Consider the following 20,105-nt stretch of genomic DNA (forward strand, 5'->3'; position numbering starts at 1 on the left):
AATCGCACCCTTAAGCATTTCTCAGTAAAAACTTCGTAAAATTAGGTGTATTCCAATGACTATAAGTGTTAGAGAAGCCTTTCAACAATCACAAGAAGCCCAAGCACAGGAAGTTGCTGCTAAAGCAGCTTATGCCGGGTATATGACACGTTATGATGCTTGGTTGAAAAATTACCAACAACAAGTTAGTGAACACTTCAAGCAAATATTAGGTATTGAGATAACCGCTACAGCAAATGACCCAGATAAATATACTAATGCGTTAACTGCACTAGAATTAGCCTCTTCTAAAGAAGGTGATAAATATATTAATGCCTTAGAAATATTAGGTATTGAGATAACTCCTGCAGCCAATGACTCAGGTACTACAGCAAATGCCTCAGATAAATATTCTGATGCGTTAGCAGTGTTGAACTTACGCCAACCTGCTGATAAAGACAAATATCATGCCTTAGAAATATTAAGTGAAAAAGCTAATCAGCGACAAACATTTCTTATAAAGGCTAAAGCTGCATTAACTCAATATCAGCAAATTCTTAATGATAATAAAAGTATTTATATTCCTACTGCTAAAATTCCTAAAGAAGAATTAAAACGTTACCTAGAAGTTGATAAGAATTTTAATTCTAAATGGCTTGATGACTATTATGAGCGGGCGAAAGCTACTGAAGAAAGCAATTGGACTTGGTTAAAGGAACAGTTCTCATATCGTACAACTGTCTTTTCAACTACGGAAGCTGATGAAGATTGGAGTGAAATAGCCGAGCTTGTTAACGATAAATTAAAACAAGTTTCTGCAGAGCTTGCAGTAGAGATGGATGGAAAACCTGTTACTTATTCTGGCTCTGATAAACTACCAGAGGATAATTTATATGCACTGCAGCGGCCATATCAAACTGTTAAAAAGATAAAAGCTTTAGAAAAATTAGAAGCTCTTGAAAAAGAAGAAAATGCAGCAATGACTAAATGGAAAAAAGATAGGCTTCCTTTAAAACAAAGATTGGCTAAAGCTACTTTTTGTGTGAAATTGGCCGAGGCTAATCACAAGCAAGCAATACTTGCAGATAAATTAGCTACTTTAGAGCCTAAGTACACAGAAATTGTAGATAAAGTAGCTCAAGATTTAAATGTTGTAGTTAATGCAACTATTCATGGCAATCAAGCGATAGATAATTTTAAACAAGCAAAACATGATTTAGAAACAATTGATTTTGAGCGAGCATTTACCAATAGCACTAGTTATAAAGAGTTAAGTTGTGCGGAATTAGAGCAGAATGTGGTTTGGCAATTTAAAGCACTAGAGAAACTCTGGCAGCAAGAGATTGAACTCCTTGCAAGTAAGATTAGTAAGATTAGTAAAATTGCTACTATGCCTGATAATTTACAACAATTAAAACAAGCGGCGCAAAATGATTTTTCGGCACTTAATGAGCAAAAGCTAAAAATAGAGGCAACAAAGAGTCAAGTCAAAAAATTTACCACAGTTTTACAGCGCCTTACTTGGATACAATTAGAAATTTTATCGTTAAAGAAGCAATTAGAATCCTTACCAAGTGAAGATAAAAATGCAAGACTTAAATCATTTGCACTTATTGATGAACAACTTGCAAAAGTCCAATTACGTCTTAATCAGTTAGAAGAAAATGAAGCGTCAAGCTTGCAAAATTCAGTTGTCAAAACCAAGTTTGCTGAAGTTAAATCTGTGGTTGCAGAATGTAAGCAAGTAAAATTGAGCTGCATTAGGGCAACAGTTGAGCCGCTTGTAACTCAATACGAACAATTATTTGATAAATGCCAACATCTTGCTACAGAAAATATTACGAGACTTGCTCCACGCTTTGAATTAGGTCGAGCTATTCATCAATTAAATGAATATGCTAAACTATGGCTTGAAAAAGCTAATATTGCAGTAGTTGAAAGTGAAGAAGTTGATCAATCTTTAACAGATATACTCACTAATATTAAAGACTTACAGCAGCGTCTTCAAGAATTCAAGCACCAGTGGAATCAAGATGCAGAAGAAAACGTAAACTTCTTAAGTCAGCTCACTTTAGAAGTTGAGGCTGAGTATGATAGCTTAATTCTAAGTTATGCTAAACTTCCACCTCGTGATCCTAAAAGCCGGTTCTATGAAAATGAGGAAAGGCTAGAATTCTATAGAAATATTATGAAATTTGAGCAAAGTATTTTGCTTGAAAAATTTAAGAAGAAGCAATCTGAAGAGGTCGTTTCACAGATTAATAATGTTAAGAAAGCGCAAGTTTTGCAACTCATTTTTGATGAGATAAAGGAAGGTTATCAAAGTTTGGTTGAGAGGTATAATCAATATACTCTGCCTCAGTATAAATTCCATACTAAAGATAGAAAGCAACTTTATGAAGATATTGTTGCCTTTGAAAACAGTGAATTATTTAAATTGTTTTCAAAGACTAGCGCTTCTCCTGTTAATTCAGCACTGGAAGCGTCTATTCATCAATGGCAAGAACAAATTCACAAATGGCAACAACAGCTTAATGGCGATAAATTAGTTGATAAGCCCTTAAATGTAACATCGAGTCTGTTTAAGCCTGTTAGTTTAGATGAAAAAAATATATTTCAGGAGGCAAGGAATAATCTTGGTGAAACTTACATTGGTACAGCAAATGAACCTGGTTACTTTGATAGCTATTTAGTACAAAGACATCAAGCTTTCTGGTTTAGAGATTTTATAGGCTCAATCGCTGCAAGCGTTCTCAGCTGCTTTGGTTGGAAAAGCGAACAAGCACAGCGGGAAGAGTATATCAATCATTTGAAGCAAAGTTATCAGGCTTATCAAGAGGATGCGACCCAGTATGATAAGTTAATCTCTTTAGTTAACCAGGGGCTACAACAATTTAAACCTAGGGTTAATGCAGATACAGTGGGTTATGACAAAACACTAAATGCTTATTTAAAAGCATTTAAAGGTGAGTTAAAAACTATACAAGCTCAAAATAATTTTGATGAGCCTGTAAAGCTTGAAGTACCACTATAATCTAGAAATTATACTGGTATAATTGACCGAAACTAACGTAATAGCTTATTGAGTATTACGTTAGTTTAGCTGAGAGTTCATTATACATAGCCTCTCCGCCATTAAAAACATTTCTTAAAGAGTTATCTAATTCGGCACTGTTTGTTCGCAGGATCCAGTAAGCTAGTTAAATCGCTGGATCCTGTGGCCAAGCCACAAGACGTAGGCTAAATGGAGAGAGGCTTTTGAATTTAAACTCTAAATTAGGTAGCTATTCATTTGTTAATACTTTATTTTAATAAATCGCCAATTTCATTATTAACCTTATGTTTACGCATGTTCATCATATTGCCATAATTTGCTCTGATTACTTACAATCTAAAGCCTTTTATACCAATGTTTTAGGTTTAACCGTTATTAAAGAAACCTATAGGGAAGAGCGCCAATCTTATAAGCTAGATTTAGCGTTAAATGGCCAATATATTATTGAGCTTTTTTCTTTTCCAACGCCACCTAAACGTTTATCAAGACCTGAAGCAACAGGCCTTAGACATTTAGCATTTGCAGTTAATAATTTAGAGCAAGTCATTAAAGAATTAGCCCAGAAAGGGATTCTAGCTGAGCCAATTCGTCTCGATGAAATAACCAATAAACAATTTACTTTTATCTTTGATCCAGATAATTTGCCCATAGAGCTTTATGAACAATCCCTATAAAAAAAGGGATATTAAACCATATCTAAAGTCTTAATCATGATACTCACTAATTTACTGGTATAAGCTCGCTATGCATTCTTTTAAGTTATTGCTATTGAATACCAATATAGATAGCTATCTCATTAGAACCATTACATTGTTCAAAATCACTTTTAAAATTGCGCTGATAACTAGTGTGTAGAGTAAAATACTCCCAAATATATTGCCAAGTACTAATGACTACAGCTGGTAACGGGCCTATAGCTTTAAATACTAAATAGTTACCAGCATTAATGACAACCTGCTTAGGATAATCTTGCTTTTGATGATTTTTAGCAATACCAACCGTTATGGTATATGCGCCTTGTGTATCGGATTCATAATCGGAGTACACACCAAACGTAGGCACCTTATTAGCTAAATTGCTTGCATAAAATTGCTGCCAAAGGTTAGGAATTTTAGCAGTGTTTAGGTTTGTTTCATCACTATTTTTAGTTTTTACACTAAAGCCTATAACCGTAAAATTGCTAACATATTGTTCGTAAGGTTTAGTAATTAACATAATTATTTTCCTAATGATAGTATTCGAAGCCGGTTACCATTAGGATCTAGGGCAAGAAAAGTATAGCCAAAGGATAATTGATTGGGTGGTTGAATAATAATTGCTCCTTGTTTTTGCCATTGTTGTGCTAAGGCCTCAACTTGTGTATTGTTTTCTACTGAGAATACTAACTCATTTTGATTATGGTCATCATGGTTATGCTCTACTGATTGAGCATCTTTTAAACCTAATCCTAAATCATTTGCTAATTTAAACATTCTAAAAGTAGGTGATGCCTCTTCAGCTTCTAATCCTAATAAATTTTGATAAAAGCGCTCGCTTTTAATTAGGTTATCAACATACATAACAACGGCAGCAGGTTTAAGTATCATCTAAGCCTCCAAAGTAGGTAATTAACTAAGGCTTAGTCTAAAGGTAGTAAGTGACAGTTTTTGTCAGTAGGCTTTGCCAAACTGTCATTGACCGTCAATCTCCGTTAAGTAATTAATACACATTCAAAATAGTTATGAACTTCACGATTAGCAGAGGAGAGGAAAGCTTAAGAAGAAATTTAATTTTCTAACGATGATTTTGCTGGGCAATTAAACGCGTGTTCTTTATCAAAATAATAACCAATTTCATGAGCTTTTTCTCGACAAAGTAAAAGACCTGAGGCTTTTTCAGTATAATTCATCTGTAAAGGGTTACAAATCATTGCTCTTATCCGACGAGGACCTGCGCCTGGCATGCCAGCATGAGCTACTTTTCGATTATCTATTAATAAGATATCGCCTTTTTGCCATAAACAGGATGAATAATATTGTCGCATTAACTGAGCTAATTCCTCTATGTCTTCGGTATTGAAACTTAAACCAACCCGTTCTTGATTAAAGTTAGGTAAATAATGAGAGGCTTGATAGGTTTTTAATTTATTTAATAACCTATGCCAAGCTTCTGTAGGTGAATAAATAAAAGAAGCACACGCTACATAACTTTTTTCTAAAATAGTAAATACCCAGGATGGTAGACGCCAAACAAAGCGATGCCAGAACCATTCTTTACCCTGGTAATCGTTCATAAAGCATTTTCTTAAAAGCGGATTTAAGGTCACTAGCTCAAAGAGATTAATTTGTAGTGCTTTTTTGCCGGTTAAAGGGTGCTCAAAGACACTTGGTTTGTACATTAAAATAAAGCGGTTGTGACCTTCACCAATGATTGGTAAATTAAAAGAATGGCAGATATTTTCAACCGCTTCGTAAGATAGTTGGTAACGAGCGGCTACTTCCGACACTAACCATTTAGCTACGAAAAAAGTACGCTGCTCTAATTTATCTTTTAAATCGTTATTTAAAAATTGATAAACTTTTTCCATATTAATTAAGCCTGTTTCTCCGCCACGCTTAGAAGGTTTAAAACAACAAAAAGCAAGATAGGTAGGCACATCAGGCGTATAATAATTTTCACTATGAAAGCCACCTAAATATAAGGTTCCACCAGTTTTATAGACGGCATTAGTATGTAAAACATAGCGAAGGTTATTAACAGGAATACGTCCCTCTTCAGACATAAACGCATCAGCGATACCTTTTGATGATTTAATACTTAAAATAGTTTTTTCAAAGGTCTCCTCGTGGGTAATATCAAAGCCACGCAATAAAATTGCGCCATAACAAGCTAAATCATTTAAGATAGTATCTGTATGTTGTGTCAAAAAGTCTTGTAAAAAAGTTGCTTGTGTTTTCTTCTTAGCCTCAATCACTAAAGGCATGGTGTTTTCTTGTGAGAGTATTAATCGTTCTTTAGGGTCAAGAAAGCGTGTGATTACATCTGGGTAATTATTCATGCTTTAAATCCTTATAAGCTTGAAAATTTAAAGTTTTGGTGCAACTTACTAAAATTCAATTTTTCAACAAGTCTTAAGATGACTTAAGCTTTACAAGCCTACTTAAGGAAAATTAACTTAGGCTTTAAGCTAATTATTATTAAGCTTAGTCTATGTAGAGAAATCTATTAAATAAATTTATTGTTCGGGGATATTAAATAGTTCTCGCCATTGCTTTAAAAGAATTTGGCGTCTTTGGCCAAAGTGTGTTTCTAATGATATTAATTGCGTAATTCTATCAGTACGAAAATGACGAAAATCTGCTCTTAATTCACACCAGGCAACAAGAATTCTGATTTCCTCAAAAAAACCTAGCGCCAGTGGCCAAATAATACGTTCTGAATTTTCACCCTTTAAATCGGTATAACTTAATTGTAATTTATGTTCTTTACGAATAGCTTGGCGAATACACGCTTCATAATCATCATTTATTGGAATAGTTTTAGCAGGTCCTATAAAGAGGCTAGAAGATTGAAGCTGATAGCGAAGAGGTTCAGGAAGAACTGCTTTAATTTTAGTGAGTGCTTTAAGGGCTGCAACTTTAAGTTTATCATCAGTTCTGCGTGCTACCCAGCGTGAGCCAAGTACTATAGCTTCAATTTCTTCTTCAGAAAACATAAGTGGGGGAAGCATAAAACCTGGGCGTAAGATATAACCTAGGCCCGCTTCGCCTTGAATATCTGCACCTTGTGATTGCAGGGTTGCAATATCTCTGTACAATGTGCGTAAACTAATTCCTAATTGTTCAGCTAATACTTTACCACTCACTGGATAATGATGTTGCCGTAATAGTTGGAGCAGGTCTAAAAGACGTTGTGTACGTGACAGAAATTGCCTACTTAGCAAATAAAACTAAGTGGGTAGTTTGACATTAGATAAAAGAAATTTCTACTTTTATACTAGGGAGCTCCGGGTTTAAGCCCAGAGCTCGTTTAATCGTTATAGCGTCACCTACTAAGTTTTATATTTTGTTGCAAGCTCTTACGGCTTAAGTCATGTACTTCGGTGTACACTCCTTCGCCTCCTTCACTTGCGCCTTGTATAAAGCTTAGTGGGTGACGCTATATTAATGCTTAAATTTTAAAAATTAGAATGAGTAGTGATTTCGTTTAAGGCTTTTTTGATAGTAGTCCACTGGTCAAATAAGTGTGCTTGTAGCAATGGATTATGTTGAATCTCTAATTCTTTTGCGTTTTCTTTTGTGTAAAGAATATTTAAAACCTGTATGTCAGCACGGTTAGCGAAAGCTTTTTCAATAGATAAAACATTTGCTCTTACATCATCAACAAAAATAATCGTTTTGATATCTTTTTTGGTTTTAGTTAGTGCACAAAGTAACGCTTGCCCTTTATCTTCACTATCTAGAAACATAATACCTTGCTGATAAATAACTTCTTTAGTAAATTGTGGACAATGAACATAACCTGCTTCGGAGGTCTTATTATTGAGGAATTTTAATCCTTTTTCTTGAAATAAAGGTTGATTGTCGACTGTAAATTTATTATCTTTAAGTTGCATGAGAGTAGCACTTAAATGCTCTTTGCCACGTGCAGTTAAACCCATAATTGTAGTGCCTTGGCTTGTGGTATCTTTAAGGAAGGGGATGACATATTCATCGGTCACATCCATCTTGATTAATTGAAATAAAATATTTTGAATCCGTACTAGTTGATCGTAATCAGCAGTAAATAATTTATCTGTTTGTTTTTTGCTTTTTTGTAATTCATGTTGCCAATCCCACCAACCCACACTTCCTAATGACTCAGTCATGGTAAGCAGAGTGTCGTCTATATCAAAAACCATTAAGGTGTTTTCTGGGTTTGTTACTGTTTTTTCATATAGGGTTGCAATATCAGCAAAACTGTCTGTTTGATAGTTAAAGACTTTTGCAAAACTAACATTTAATAGCAATGAACTGATTAAAAATAGAATAATTCGCATGATGGCTCCTGGTAGTTGTCTATCAGAAGTTAATGGTATAGAGTGATTGATTATTTGATTAGACCAAAAAATATAAATACTTTGTTCACTATGATAAACAATCAACTTAATCTAAATGATTTAGCTATTTTTGCTTTAGTAGTAAAAAACCGAAGCTTTACTCAAGCAGCGCTAGAGGCAGGTATTTCAAAAGCCTGGGTTAGTCAGAAAATTTCGCAATTAGAGAATTCATTAGGTATTAAATTACTTAAGCGAACGACACGTTCTTTAAGTTTGACTCAAGGTGGAGAAATATTATTTAAACATTGTCAGGTGATGTTACAAGAAGTCACTAGCGCGGAAAATCATTTAAGAGAATACGCAAAATCTCCTACCGGTAAATTAATTATTACATGCCCTGAAATTACCGGCTTAGAATTGTTACCCAATCTTTTAAAGGACTTTAACAGCTACTATCCTGAAATAAAAATGCAGTTAATTATTACCGATCAATTTATAAATTTGACTCAACAGGGGATTGATTTTGCTTTTAGGACGGGGAAACTGCCTGATTCCAGTCTTGTCTCACGCTATATTGGCAAAGTTCCTCGTTGCCTTGTAGCATCAGCAGCTTATTTAGCAAAATATGCCCCTATTAATCACCCAGAAGATTTAACAGAGCATAAGTTATTAAAGCATAGTTTATTGCCTAACTGGCCTTTAAAAAGTGATGAAGATATATTTAAATTGCAGGTTAAAAATTGTGCCATAGAAAGTAATTCTTTGATTTTTTTACATAAAATGGCCTGCCTTGATCAAGGCATTGCTTTTTTACCTTATTATTTATGCTCTAAAACATTAGCTAATAAGACCTTAGTAAGAGTGCTGCCAGATTGGTTTAATGCAGATAATCATTATTATTTAATTTACCACAAAGACAAAAGCGCTCTTTATATTAATCAGCTATTTAAAGAGTTTGTATTAAATTCAAAGTTAAAGAACTTAATTTCTCAGTAAATTTAGTACTAATTAATGCTTCCTATTTTTATAATCTGATCAAGTTGAAATCACCAAATCAATCGATTACTATCTGAGCTCCTTTCAACTAAGGTGATAAGAATGAAAAAAATACTTGTTATATCTTCCTTTACATTATTATTTGCTGGCTGTGCGGCTATTCCGCCTGAACCGCAAGCTGTTCGTGGCGTTATCGTTTCGCCAAAAGCAGCACCCCAGGGATGTAAGTATTTAGGTCAAGTAGTGGGTAATCAAGGTAATTTTCTCACCGGCGGTTTCACATCTAACCGCAATTTAGAGGAAGGTGCAATGAATGATCTTAAAAATAAAGCTATCAAATTAGGGGCAAACTACATCCAATTGCTAACTAATCGAGCTGGAACAACAGGATCTATGAGTGGCTTTAATGCGCAAAATAATGGCTATATGAGTGGTAGTTCGCAGCAAACTAATGTGACTAATTTAGGTAATGCTTATATTTGTTCACCAAAGGCTATTGGCTTATCGTAAGGTCTATGTCCTGTGGTTTGCTCTATAGGATCCAGCGATTTACTAGAGCACTGGCTCCTGCGAACAAGTCGCAGGATGTCGGTAGCAAGTTAGAGAACTTTGGGAGAGGATTAAAAAGATGTTGCTAATCTTTATCCTATACAGAAGTCATTGCTACTATTGAGCTAATTTAATAACGGCTTATTTAATTATAAAAATAAGAAATCATAATATTTCGGTTGGCTGCAAATGATATTTTATAAAGGCAAAGAATTAATAAAAATTGATGCAAAAAAGGGTGGTAAAAATAAGTCTGAAGTAGATGGTTTTTATAAAGATACCGATGGTAGAGAATTTTTCATTAAAAAACCAAGTGACGAAAGAGAATTATTTACTGAATTATTTGCAGGCCTTTTATTAAAAGAATTTATGAGTCGTGGATTGATTGATAAAATTTACTTTGATTCATTAATTTGTGCTGACTTAATTAAATTTGATGATGGTAGTTATGGCCTTATCCAACCTAAGGTTTCCTTTACAGAATTATACAAAATTATTGGCACAGGAAATAATAATAGTTCTGATCGTGACCCTCTGATTGAAATGATTGCAGGCCCAAATTTTTATCCAACTTTAACCCAACAAGGCAAGTATTTTGGCTTATCTATCTCCTTAATGTTTTCGCTCTTGCTTGGCGATTACAGCGTTCATAGTGGCAATGTTGTCCTTCGCGATGCGCTTTTAAATACTTTTCAGCAAGAGCTACCGGTGAAACAATTTGCTCGTATAGATTGGGGTGCTGCGTTTCGTAATTATGCTCATAAAGAAAATAATCAAGATATCTTAAAGCCCTATGAATATCAGGGTTGGCTCAATTTTAAATGGTTTACTAAAGGCTATATTGCTAACTATAAAAATATAATTGGCTTATTTTCTGCTATCGCTAAAAGAGCAACTACTTTAAATGATCGATTAAGCACGCAGCCAGGTTCTATCAATGATATTGTGATGAGTGCATTTAATAAAATACCTGTTGATATGCTTGCGCAAAAAACAAAAGCTGCTCTGGCCGATTATCTTGCTATTCCTGCTTTTGCAACTATTTCTTTTGACCAGGAAAAAGGGTATCAGGAAGTGGCAGAAACTTTTTCCATGTTGTTAACAATTCGCCTAACAAAGATTGGCCAATTAAAGGAGCAGGCCCAAAAACAATTTACCCAAAGTGATAATAGTTTAAATAATAAACTATCAATATACGAAAGTATTATTAGCACATTAATCGATTTACCGCCTACGGTATTAACTGTTGAACCAAGTATGCCTTTCCCTGATCAATTAAGCTTATGGTTAGGAATAATAAACCAAGGTCAAAACTTAAATTTTGCTACTCTTAACTTAGCGGCCCTATCTGAGCAATTTAATTTTTATCTCGAACATCTAGCTTATCAAGCAGAAATTTTTAACCTTTGGAATTCTGACTCGTCCAGTAATATTAATATGTTTGCCCCTTATTACAAGGGAGAAGCAAAAGCTATGTTAGGACATGCTTTTGTAGCGCACTATCGTGAAAGTACCATTTTAAAACGTCTTTTTAGCTTAGAAAATGGCGTAACTTCGCGTTTTATGCCCTATGAATTGCCTGTGGCAGCATATAAAAAAGACAATCCTGATTCACTTTGGACTTGCGTTGAGGAAGTATTAAACAGGGGCTACGAGGTTATTACTTGTTTAAAGCTTTTAAAAAAATTTCAAAACCAATCTGATGTCAATTTAAATAATTCAGAAAACATCAAGGAAAATTCAATATTATTAAAGCAAGCTTTAGAAAAATTTGTTAAAGCAAGTAAACTTTTAAATAAGCAATTTGAATCTTGCTCTAAATTAGATAATGTCACTACTTCAGGAAGTTTATTTTTCTATCCTATTTCGGATTCTGAACTTAATTTGATGAATGGTGAGCAATTGGTAACCATTTGTCTTGAAGAATTAAATGCTACCGCGCCTAGTGCTTTAATCATGCGTATCATAAAAAATAATGCTTTATGGGATAAGGTTGAACAGGCCTACTCTGAAGGTAGCTTTAATGCCCGTATAGATAATCCACAAATAAAAATGGCTTCTTTACAACAGTGGCATGCGCATTTTGCAGTATTTCAAGTACAAAAAGAAAATTTCGATTTAATAAAACAACTTGACGCAAAACAAGCTTCATTCAAACAACTTTTATTAGACTATGAAAAGTTACCTAGATTTTTGCAAGATAGTGATGATATCAGAAAGGTAATTAATGATAGAGTAACATTATTAATAGATTGGGAAAAACGCAATGATTCTTATCTCGCGCACGAAAGAGTTTTTTTAGCAGCTAGTACTTCAGAACAAAGAGTTGGAATTTATAAACAATTAAATGAAGCTTTTCAAGCTTTACCGATTGAATTACAAGAAAGCTATCAGATTAAGCAGCAAAATTATCGACAACAAGTAATTGATATAGAAAAAGAAATTACCTATTACCAATGTTTAGTTCATTATCGCAATCAACAAACAGTTAAGGCATGTGTGACGGCTTTTTCAAGGCTTAAAAGTGCTTTTGAACAATTACCAGAATCCTACAAAACAAACTATAAAATAGACTTTAACTTATTGAAAGTTTCTAATGAGAATTATCAGCAATTACTCGAAAATCAAGTCTTACAAGGGCATGAGCCTATTGGTAAATTACAGTCTATTTTCAACTATTTACAAGCTTATAATTATAACGAAATTACAAAAGAGACTCTATTTAGTGATCAAATTTTCTGGAAAGCTATTATTTCTTCGCAAAAAGAAACGTTTTCAGAACAATTAATCCAAGATTTATTAATATTAAAGACCTTTCATCAAACTAAATTTAACTTCGAAAATGATAAGCTTTTTGGCCAAGAGTATAATCAATCATTGAATTTATTTTATCAAAAGGCTTTAAAGACGCGCTTATCGTCTATGCCCATTAAACAACAAGCAGAAGCTATCACAAAAACTGCGCATAGTTTATTTCAACCCCGTCATAGTACCAGAAGACTCCTGGCTGATGCCTTAATGATGGTTGGGATATTATTTGCAGGCCTTGGCTTAGCTTTTATGGCTGGTCGTTATCTTACCAATAGGACCGTATTTTTTAGTAATGCACTTACAAATCGGGAAAAAGAGTTAACTAAACAATGGTTAGTCGGTAACTATGATGCAAATAATGAGCAATGCTTATTTAGTTTACCCAGTATCTCGGTTAAAGCTTAATAGGTAGTTTTAATGCTAGGCTAATTTCTACTCAAAGCAAAATAGACAATTAAGACTTAAACGTTTAAGAATAATCGAAGGGCTTTACGCTTATGGAAAGGAGTTCCCTCATAAACTATACTTTGAAAAAGCAGTTGGGGGGGCTTATGAAGCATGATCAGCCTAATAAACATAAAGAAGAAATAGAAGAAACAACCAAGCAACAAACATCCGTTACGGATACTCAATTTGGTATATTTCAAAACGCCAAACAAGATTATGATGAAGCGCAAGTTTTTAGTCCAAATACTAAAGGTCTAGCTAAGGCGTGGTCTGCGCCTTCTTCTTTTACACTTGACCCAATTTCTCGTCGTTTATGTCTTACATTACTTGAAATAAAAAATAAGGAGAAATTAACGGATTGTTTTAGTGAGCTTTCTGATAGTCAAGAAAGAAAAATTGATGATTTTAAAAATTCTTCTCAACCCCAGATAACTGATATTAGGACTGCGTTAATTAAAGATATAGATTTACTAGCCTTTCTTGGCCTTAACGAGAGAGATATAGAAAACATTGTGCAAATAGTTAGCGAAACGCAAGAGACTAACGATATAGTAAGGGAATTATCGAATGCGATTCGCCAAGTAATAGATAATAAACCTATTTCCTTTCGAAATTTATCTTATAACGCGACACTTATAAATGCTAAGTTACTTAAGCAAGGCAAAATAAATGATGCTTATGAATTAATGTTAAAATGCTCAGTCCAAAGAGCATTGATAGCTACTGTATTAGAACAAGAAAATGAGACTCCAAAATTTGGTGTACCGCGAAGTAGATATGAAACTAATGAGGAACGGGCTGTGACGCCCTTATCTACGTTAGAAGGACGTTATCAAGATCAAATTTCACATATAAAAGAATTCCTGCAGGAACTAAAAGATATAAAGCTAGAAGGAGTTAAGAGTGAATATGTTATTTCAACTGTGCCAGAAAATTTTATTGAGTTCCTAAAGGAAGGCGATGAGAGCGTACAAGATTTAAACAAAAATTTAGATCGTATAGGAAAATTTGACCCTACTACTAGAAAGTTTTATCACCTTTATCTTCGCTCAGCCAAGCTAAAAGAGGTAGAAACTGTTCTTGCTCCACTTAAAACTATTAACTTAAACAAGCTTAAGTCTTTATCTGATAAAGAATTATTTATTGAATTAGGCCGAATTTATCAGCCCATTGCAGATGCTTGCCCATTTTGTCGAGGTTCTGCCTCAATTGCTCAATTGGTAATTTGTTCGCTTCTAAAAGGTTTAGGAAAACCCCTTGTTCCTTTTAGCGAAAATACCAAGGTTAATCCTGATATCTTATCTTCATTAATGTCTAAAGAAAAATTTGCCAATAATTTTTTTAATCTGTTTGATGAAAAGCACTTACAAGAACACTATGATTTTCAATCAAGTCTAGCTTCTTCAAAGCTAAATGGATAAATTTCGTTAATAATTTGATCTAAGTGATTTTAAATTATCTTTATTGTCTATAATTAAATCATTAGGCTTTAGAGTTGAGTGTAGTATGCAGCGTCGTTCTGAAAAAGGGGAAAATAATAATTTACAGCAACCTGAGGATAGTCGAAATATATATACCGCCTATTCTAATGTATCTAACTTCCTTACGGGTTTTATCGATGGTCAGTTTCACAATGATCAGTTAGTGGCTCAAGCTGAGCTAGATAAATTAAATCAGAGTATATTAATACTTCAGAAGTGGACTAATGATGGTTCTCCAAGAAGTAAAATTGATGAAGTAATTGTTGCTTTAAAAAAGAACATAGGTTATGCAAATTTAGAAAGAGAGCTCAAATTAAAAGAAGAACTTGTAATAATGTCTACCGATGGAATAAAGAAAAATATTCGCTATGATCTTTCACTTAATGAATTAAATTTGTTATTAAGCTTATTTGGTAACCCCAAGGAAGGCGGTAAACGTGGTGTTGGCCGCTATCCTACTAAGAAAGAATTTTTAGAGGAATTGGATAGGTTAGCTATAAAAAAATGGGGTAATGATGAAGAGAAAGCTAATGAAATAAGTCAATTAAAAAGTAAACTGGGCAATCCTGAAGATCCTGAATCTGATTGGGCCTCTAGTAAGGACAGCCTAGATCGAGCGATTTATAACTTATCTGAAAATCAAGAAAATGAGAAAATTTATGCCTTTGTCCTTGCAAATAAAGATAAAGCAGATGAAGAAATTGATATATTAATAGGCGCCAAAACTCGACAGGCTGGAATAAAAACTCTTAGAGATAGAGCAACTGAAGTACAGCGTTATATTGATTCTATTAAATCTCAGGAAAAGGAGCTGCAAACTTTTAAATTTCCTGTAAGGAATGCTACTAATTTAGATAACGATTTAAAATTAATTCAAAACCGTATTAAGCAAGAGAAGGATCCTCAAAAACTTAAAGTACTGAAGTTATCTCGGGACAAATTATTACAATACAAAAAGAAACCCGCGACTCTAGAAGAGGGATATGTTGTTTTAAAAAAGATTAAAGAACAAATAAGCACCAGACAGATTTTTGAAGATGTACAAAAAAAGATAGAAGAAGAATTTACATTAAAAAAGCAAGATTTTACTGCATTGCCTGATCAAAATTCTTTTAAATTCTTTGAAAATAGTGAGAAAAGCCTAACACCAGCGCAACGAACAAAAATATTGGAAAATAATAATGATGAAATTAAGCAACTAAGAGCTTTAGCTGCTAAAAAGCTTGCTAACGACATACCTCTTGAAAAGGAGATAAAAGCTTGGATAGCGGTAGAGGAAAAAATAGCGCAATTAGAAAAAGAAAATGAAGCGCTTCAGCCTACTCGAGAAAGAATGACTGTTGAGGACATAAATGAGAATCTTATTAGCTATTTAAGAGACGGTGCAAAAGAATTTCTAATGCGACATCATAGAAAAGATAAAAATACGATAACTAAATTAACAAAGCACTTAGAAAACATAAAACAAACAATAGAGGAACTACGACAAGAAATAGATGCGGCTAAGGAATATAAAAGTGCAAGTAGTTCTAGCAATAGGCCTAGCTGACTTTATTAGATAGGTCACTTAAGCGCTTCTTTAGAATTATAAAAATCTATGCAGTTTTAATACAGCGCAAGCACAATATTATCCATCTTTAATTTTCAGCTATAATTAATAGGCAAATAGTATATTCTATTTGCAAAATAATCTATTAACAAAGCGTTAATAAACCGAATTGAAAATATTAATCAGGGAAGGACATGTTAGCTGAATTTTTTCAAGTTCTACCGCTACCAGATAATCAAATTCAAGGAACCTACAGTATTCGCTTAGTTATTATTTCTTATTTAGTAGCGGTTGCTGCCTCTTATGTTGCTTTAGATATTGCTAATCGTGTTCGGGAAGTAGGAATCACTTTTTACAATCGAATTTTATGGATTTTAGGCGGTGCTTTTGCCATGGGGGCAGGCATTTGGTCTATGCATTTTATTGGTATGCTTGCTTTTATCATGCCAATGCCTATGGCTTATGATCTCTTTTTAACTATTTTATCTATGTTAATTGCAATATTTGCATCAGGCATTGCTTTCTCATTACTGCAAATAAAAAGGATTAAAAAAAATGCATTGATATTGGGTGGGATAATACTAGGTCTATCTATTGCGTCAATGCATTATGTGGGTATGTCTGCTATGTTAGGTATGGATATTCATTATCAACCTAACTTATTTTTGCTTTCTATCATTATTGCCCTTATCGCCTCAGAGGCTGCATTATATTTAGCCTTAAAAAGTTCTGAAGTACATAAAAAAGCACGCAACCGCTTAAAAGTTGGCAGTGCTTTTGTGATGGGTGCAGCAATTGCGGGTATGCATTATGTTGGCATGGCAGCAGCAGTAATGACGCCTTCAATGAGTCATCATCATCTTCTGTCTTCTGTTAATCCTGATACTTTAGCTATTGGCGTTGCTATCGTCACCACTTTAGTTTTAGGAATTGCAGTTATTCTCTCTAGTATACAAGCGAGATTGCATGCTAATTCAATGGAAATGGCTAGAAAAGCTGGTATGGCAGAAGTTGCTTCTAATGTATTGCATAATGTAGGTAATGTTTTAAATAGTATCAATATTTCTTCGTCATTAATTGTTGATCATTTAAAAAATATTAATTTAAAGAATTTAGATAAGCTTAATCAGCTAATTAGCGAGCATCAACATGATTTAGGGGAATTTATAACGGTTGATCCGCAAGGCTCAAAAATACCGGCGCTGCTTAAAAAAATGGCTGAATATTGGCATAATGAGTTTCAATCTGCCCAGAAAGAATTAAATCAACTATCGCAAAATATCGAGCATATTAAAAACATCATTGCCGCGCAACAAAAATTCAGTGGGATTACTAATTTCGAAGAACTGGTCGTTATTGAAGAGGTTATTGAAGAAGCTTTAATTGTGGTGAGTATAAATTTTAATCGCCATCATATTAAAGTAGAGAAGGAATATAGCAAGCTCAAGCCAGTTTGTATTGATAAATCTAAACTCACCCAAATTTTAATTAACTTAATTGAAAATGCTAAACAATCACTAGTAGCGTTAAATAATAATGAAAGTATTATTTTAATACGCACAGGCCTCATTAATGCCGACAAATTCTTTATTGAGATAAAAGATAATGGCTTAGGCATTAGTGCACAAAACCTAACTAAAATTTTTTCGCATGGATTTACAACAAAGAAAAATGGTCATGGATTCGGTCTACATGCTAGCGCCATAGCAGCAAATGAAATGTCAGGGGTTTTAAAAGCAAGCTCTGAGGGTGAGAAAAAAGGGGCAACGTTTAAAATGATTTTCCCTTATAAGGTGGGCAAAGATTTTTCTTTGGAAAGGACACAGGAAAATTATGTATAGTGATCAAGAAAAAAGAATTTTATTAGTTGATGATAACCAAGCTATTCATGACGATTTTCGCAAGATTCTAAATATAGAGGAAAATAAGATAGCTGATACATTTCATGAAACGCTTGAACTTGTATTTAATCCCAATTCTACAACACCAAAAAAAGAGAATGTTGAATTTATTATACTCGACTCAGCTTTTCAAGGAGAGGAAGCCTATCATTTAGTTAAAAAAGCTAGTGAAATTGAAAAGCCTTACGCGCTTGCCTTTGTAGACATACGTATGCCTCCTGGTTGGGATGGTATTATGACTATTAAAAAAATATGGGAAGTTGACCCAAATATTCAAATGGTTATTTGTTCTGCCCATTCAGATTACTCGCTAGAAGAGATCGCAAAAATATTAGATGGGCAAGACAATCTACTTATTTTAAAAAAACCATTTGATATTATTGAGGTTCGCCAGTTAACTACTGCTCTTTTAAGAAAATGGGACTTAAAAAAACAAGTCCAATTACAAGTTAAAAATCTAGAACAAGCAGTCGCTGATCGCACAGCAAAACTACAAGAATTGAATAATGACTTAGATAGTTCCTTAAATCTTACTAAAGCAACTATTGAATCAACCCAAGAAGGAATTGTCGTTTTAGATAAAAATGAAAATGTACTAATTTATAATCAAAAATTTTTAAATTTATGGAATATTCCTGCTGAATTAATTATTGCAGGAAAACCGTTGAATTTTTTAAAAACGTTGGCTTTAAATGTTGATAATCCTGGCGAATTTTTAACTATGATTTTAAATTTTTGTAGGCAAGCAAAAACTAAAAGTATTAAAGAAATAAAATTAACTAATGGACAAGTATTTGAATTATATACTCATCGATTTTCTCAAGATGGAAATGACGATAATCAAGGAGTAGTTTTAAGCGTTCGTGATATTACAGAAAGAAAACACCTTGAAGAAGAGCTATTACATTTAGCTACTCATGATGCACTAACAGGCTTACCTAATCGTATTATTTTAATGGATCGTCTACAGCAGGCCATTAATTATGCTAAGCGCAATAATTTTCTTGTTGGCGTATTAATGCTCGACTTAGATAATTTTAAACATATTAATGACACACTTGGCCATAAAGCAGGCGATGAGTTACTTAATTTAGTATCTTTAAAAATGCAAAATTGTTTTCGTGAATCAGATACAGTTACGCGTTTTGGCGGCGATGAATTTATAATTGTCTTATCTAATTATCTTAATCTAGAAAATTTTAGTGTCCTGGCCCAGCAATTAAAAGAAATATTTAACACGGCATTTTTAATTAATGATTATCCGGTCAGGGTAACAGGTAGTATTGGTATTAGCATTTATCCTCTTGATGGCGAAACTCCTGAAGAGCTTTTAAAGAATGCCGATACAGCGCTTTATCATGCAAAAGAAATCGGTAAAAATAATTTTCAATTTTATACAGCTGAAATTAATGATAATTTATTAAAGCGGGTAGAAATAGAGACAGGCTTGCGAAATGCGATAGAGAATAATGAGTTTACCCTTTTTTATCAACCTCTTTTAAGCGTATCTTCTAATAAAATTATTGGCGTTGAAGCCTTATTACGTTGGAATCACCCAGAGCTAGGTCTTCTCTTACCAGGTACTTTTATCGCCATTGCAGAAAAAACAGGTTTAATTACTCCTATTGGTAATTGGGTTTTACGTACGGCTTGTAAACAAATTAAACAATGGCAACAAACCATATCTGCAGACTTAACCGTTGCTGTCAATGTGTCAGGAAGTCAAATACTACAAAAAGATTTTGTTTCTGTAGTTGAGCAGGCCCTTACAGAAAGCGGTCTTTCCCCTCAATCCTTAGAACTTGAAATTACAGAACATGTTATTTTAGAAAATTCAACTGACGTTTCTAAAACCATGCAAACCTTAAAAGATATGGGTATTAAACTTTCTATGGATGATTTTGGTATTGGCTATTCTAGCCTAAGCTATATTAAATTTTTTCCATTTGACAAAATTAAAATTGATAAAAGCTTTACCCAAGGAATTAATACTAATATGAATGATAACAATATAGTTCAAGCTATTATTAATATGACCCGTTCTATGGGAATTCAAGTGCTTGCAGAGGGTGTTGAAAATAAAGAGCAACTGGATTTTTTACGCAATCATCATAGTAATCAAATTCAAGGTTACTACATTAGTCCACCACTAGATGCAGCTAATTTATCTAATTTTTTGCAAGATTTTAAATAATTTAAGCTTATAAAGCGACTTAACTAATTACCAGAATAAAATTATTACACGGCCTTATAGATTAACTATAGTTTATTTGTAGGTAACTAGACCTAGTCTAACCTTGTGAAGACAGCATAGATTAGG

14 protein-coding genes are annotated in these 20,105 nt (G+C 33.6%); 9 read left to right on the plus strand and 5 right to left on the minus strand.

Translation table 11 applies throughout. From position 1 onward, the window contains the following. Positions 1-55: 55 nt before the first annotated feature. Together ACNVED_RS02335 and ACNVED_RS02340 are read left to right on the plus strand one after the other, a co-directional pair. Positions 56-3,013: a hypothetical protein gene (locus ACNVED_RS02335; protein ID WP_419420152.1), complete on the plus strand. Its 2,958-nt coding sequence runs from the start codon at positions 56-58 to the stop codon at positions 3,011-3,013. A 305-nt stretch (positions 3,014-3,318) separates the two neighbouring features. Further along, on the plus strand, positions 3,319-3,708 hold the full coding sequence (locus ACNVED_RS02340) for a VOC family protein (RefSeq protein WP_419420153.1): 390 nt from the start codon (positions 3,319-3,321) through the stop codon (positions 3,706-3,708). A 91-nt stretch (positions 3,709-3,799) separates the two neighbouring features. Here the strand turns inward: ACNVED_RS02340 and ACNVED_RS02345 are convergent, their stop codons facing one another. From ACNVED_RS02345 to ACNVED_RS02365, 5 genes are all read right to left on the minus strand, one after another. After that, complete coding sequence (locus tag ACNVED_RS02345; protein ID WP_419420154.1) at positions 3,800-4,249, minus strand: GyrI-like domain-containing protein; 450 nt, start codon at positions 4,247-4,249, stop codon at positions 3,800-3,802. Positions 4,250-4,251: 2 nt separating this feature from the next. Beyond that, a complete protein-coding gene (locus ACNVED_RS02350) occupies positions 4,252-4,620 on the minus strand; it encodes a VOC family protein (protein ID WP_419420155.1) in 369 nt (122 codons plus the stop codon). 179 nt (positions 4,621-4,799) lie between these two features. Next, positions 4,800-6,071, minus strand: coding sequence for a TauD/TfdA family dioxygenase (locus ACNVED_RS02355; RefSeq protein ID WP_419420156.1), 1,272 nt, complete (start codon positions 6,069-6,071; stop codon positions 4,800-4,802). Between the two features lie 177 nt (positions 6,072-6,248). Then, the gene (locus ACNVED_RS02360; protein ID WP_419420157.1) at positions 6,249-6,956 is read right to left on the minus strand and encodes a helix-turn-helix transcriptional regulator; all 708 of its coding nucleotides are present in this window, start codon (positions 6,954-6,956) and stop codon (positions 6,249-6,251) included. A gap of 234 nt (positions 6,957-7,190) precedes the next feature. Next, on the minus strand, positions 7,191-8,051 hold the full coding sequence (locus ACNVED_RS02365) for a DUF2608 domain-containing protein (RefSeq protein WP_419420158.1): 861 nt from the start codon (positions 8,049-8,051) through the stop codon (positions 7,191-7,193). A 90-nt stretch (positions 8,052-8,141) separates the two neighbouring features. Here ACNVED_RS02365 and ACNVED_RS02370 point away from each other — a divergent pair, with 90 nt between their 5' ends. The 7 genes from ACNVED_RS02370 to ACNVED_RS02400 all read left to right on the plus strand — a co-directional run bounded on the left by ACNVED_RS02370 (position 8,142) and on the right by ACNVED_RS02400 (position 19,979). Continuing rightward, a complete protein-coding gene (locus ACNVED_RS02370; RefSeq protein ID WP_419420159.1) occupies positions 8,142-9,047 on the plus strand; it encodes a LysR family transcriptional regulator in 906 nt (301 codons plus the stop codon). A 102-nt stretch (positions 9,048-9,149) separates the two neighbouring features. Next, positions 9,150-9,557, plus strand: a complete 408-nt coding sequence (locus tag ACNVED_RS02375) for a DUF4156 domain-containing protein (protein WP_419420160.1) — start codon at positions 9,150-9,152, stop codon at positions 9,555-9,557. Between the two features lie 228 nt (positions 9,558-9,785). After that, positions 9,786-12,812: a LepB GTPase-activating domain-containing protein gene (locus ACNVED_RS02380; RefSeq protein WP_419420161.1), complete on the plus strand. Its 3,027-nt coding sequence runs from the start codon at positions 9,786-9,788 to the stop codon at positions 12,810-12,812. Positions 12,813-12,958: 146 nt separating this feature from the next. After that, on the plus strand, positions 12,959-14,275 hold the full coding sequence (locus tag ACNVED_RS02385; protein WP_419420162.1) for a hypothetical protein: 1,317 nt from the start codon (positions 12,959-12,961) through the stop codon (positions 14,273-14,275). A gap of 43 nt (positions 14,276-14,318) precedes the next feature. Continuing rightward, a complete protein-coding gene (locus ACNVED_RS02390; RefSeq protein ID WP_419420163.1) occupies positions 14,319-15,884 on the plus strand; it encodes a hypothetical protein in 1,566 nt (521 codons plus the stop codon). A 194-nt stretch (positions 15,885-16,078) separates the two neighbouring features. Continuing rightward, positions 16,079-17,725 carry an MHYT domain-containing protein gene (locus ACNVED_RS02395; protein WP_419420164.1) on the plus strand — a complete coding sequence of 549 codons (1,647 nt, stop codon included), beginning with the start codon at positions 16,079-16,081 and terminating at the stop codon, positions 17,723-17,725. Beyond that, entirely contained in the window at positions 17,718-19,979 is a 2,262-nt protein-coding gene (locus ACNVED_RS02400) for an EAL domain-containing protein (protein ID WP_419420165.1), read from the plus strand. The genes ACNVED_RS02395 and ACNVED_RS02400 overlap by 8 nt, the downstream gene beginning before the upstream one ends. Positions 19,980-20,105: the final 126 nt, after the last annotated feature.

It is taken from the genome of Legionella sp. D16C41, from assembly GCF_048541585.1.
In the GTDB taxonomy this organism is placed as follows: domain Bacteria; phylum Pseudomonadota; class Gammaproteobacteria; order Legionellales; family Legionellaceae; genus Legionella_C.

Coding starts and splice junctions, on each gene's coding strand:
- ACNVED_RS02335 (WP_419420152.1), top strand. CDS start 56: ATGACTATAAGTGTTAGAGAAGCCTTTCAACAATCACAAGAAGCCCAA.
- ACNVED_RS02340 (WP_419420153.1), top strand. CDS start 3,319: ATGTTTACGCATGTTCATCATATTGCCATAATTTGCTCTGATTACTTA.
- ACNVED_RS02345 (WP_419420154.1), bottom strand. CDS start 4,249: ATGTTAATTACTAAACCTTACGAACAATATGTTAGCAATTTTACGGTT.
- ACNVED_RS02350 (WP_419420155.1), bottom strand. CDS start 4,620: ATGATACTTAAACCTGCTGCCGTTGTTATGTATGTTGATAACCTAATT.
- ACNVED_RS02355 (WP_419420156.1), bottom strand. CDS start 6,071: ATGAATAATTACCCAGATGTAATCACACGCTTTCTTGACCCTAAAGAA.
- ACNVED_RS02365 (WP_419420158.1), bottom strand. CDS start 8,051: ATGCGAATTATTCTATTTTTAATCAGTTCATTGCTATTAAATGTTAGT.
- ACNVED_RS02370 (WP_419420159.1), top strand. CDS start 8,142: ATGATAAACAATCAACTTAATCTAAATGATTTAGCTATTTTTGCTTTA.
- ACNVED_RS02375 (WP_419420160.1), top strand. CDS start 9,150: ATGAAAAAAATACTTGTTATATCTTCCTTTACATTATTATTTGCTGGC.
- ACNVED_RS02380 (WP_419420161.1), top strand. CDS start 9,786: ATGATATTTTATAAAGGCAAAGAATTAATAAAAATTGATGCAAAAAAG.
- ACNVED_RS02385 (WP_419420162.1), top strand. CDS start 12,959: ATGAAGCATGATCAGCCTAATAAACATAAAGAAGAAATAGAAGAAACA.
- ACNVED_RS02395 (WP_419420164.1), top strand. CDS start 16,079: ATGTTAGCTGAATTTTTTCAAGTTCTACCGCTACCAGATAATCAAATT.
- ACNVED_RS02400 (WP_419420165.1), top strand. CDS start 17,718: ATGTATAGTGATCAAGAAAAAAGAATTTTATTAGTTGATGATAACCAA.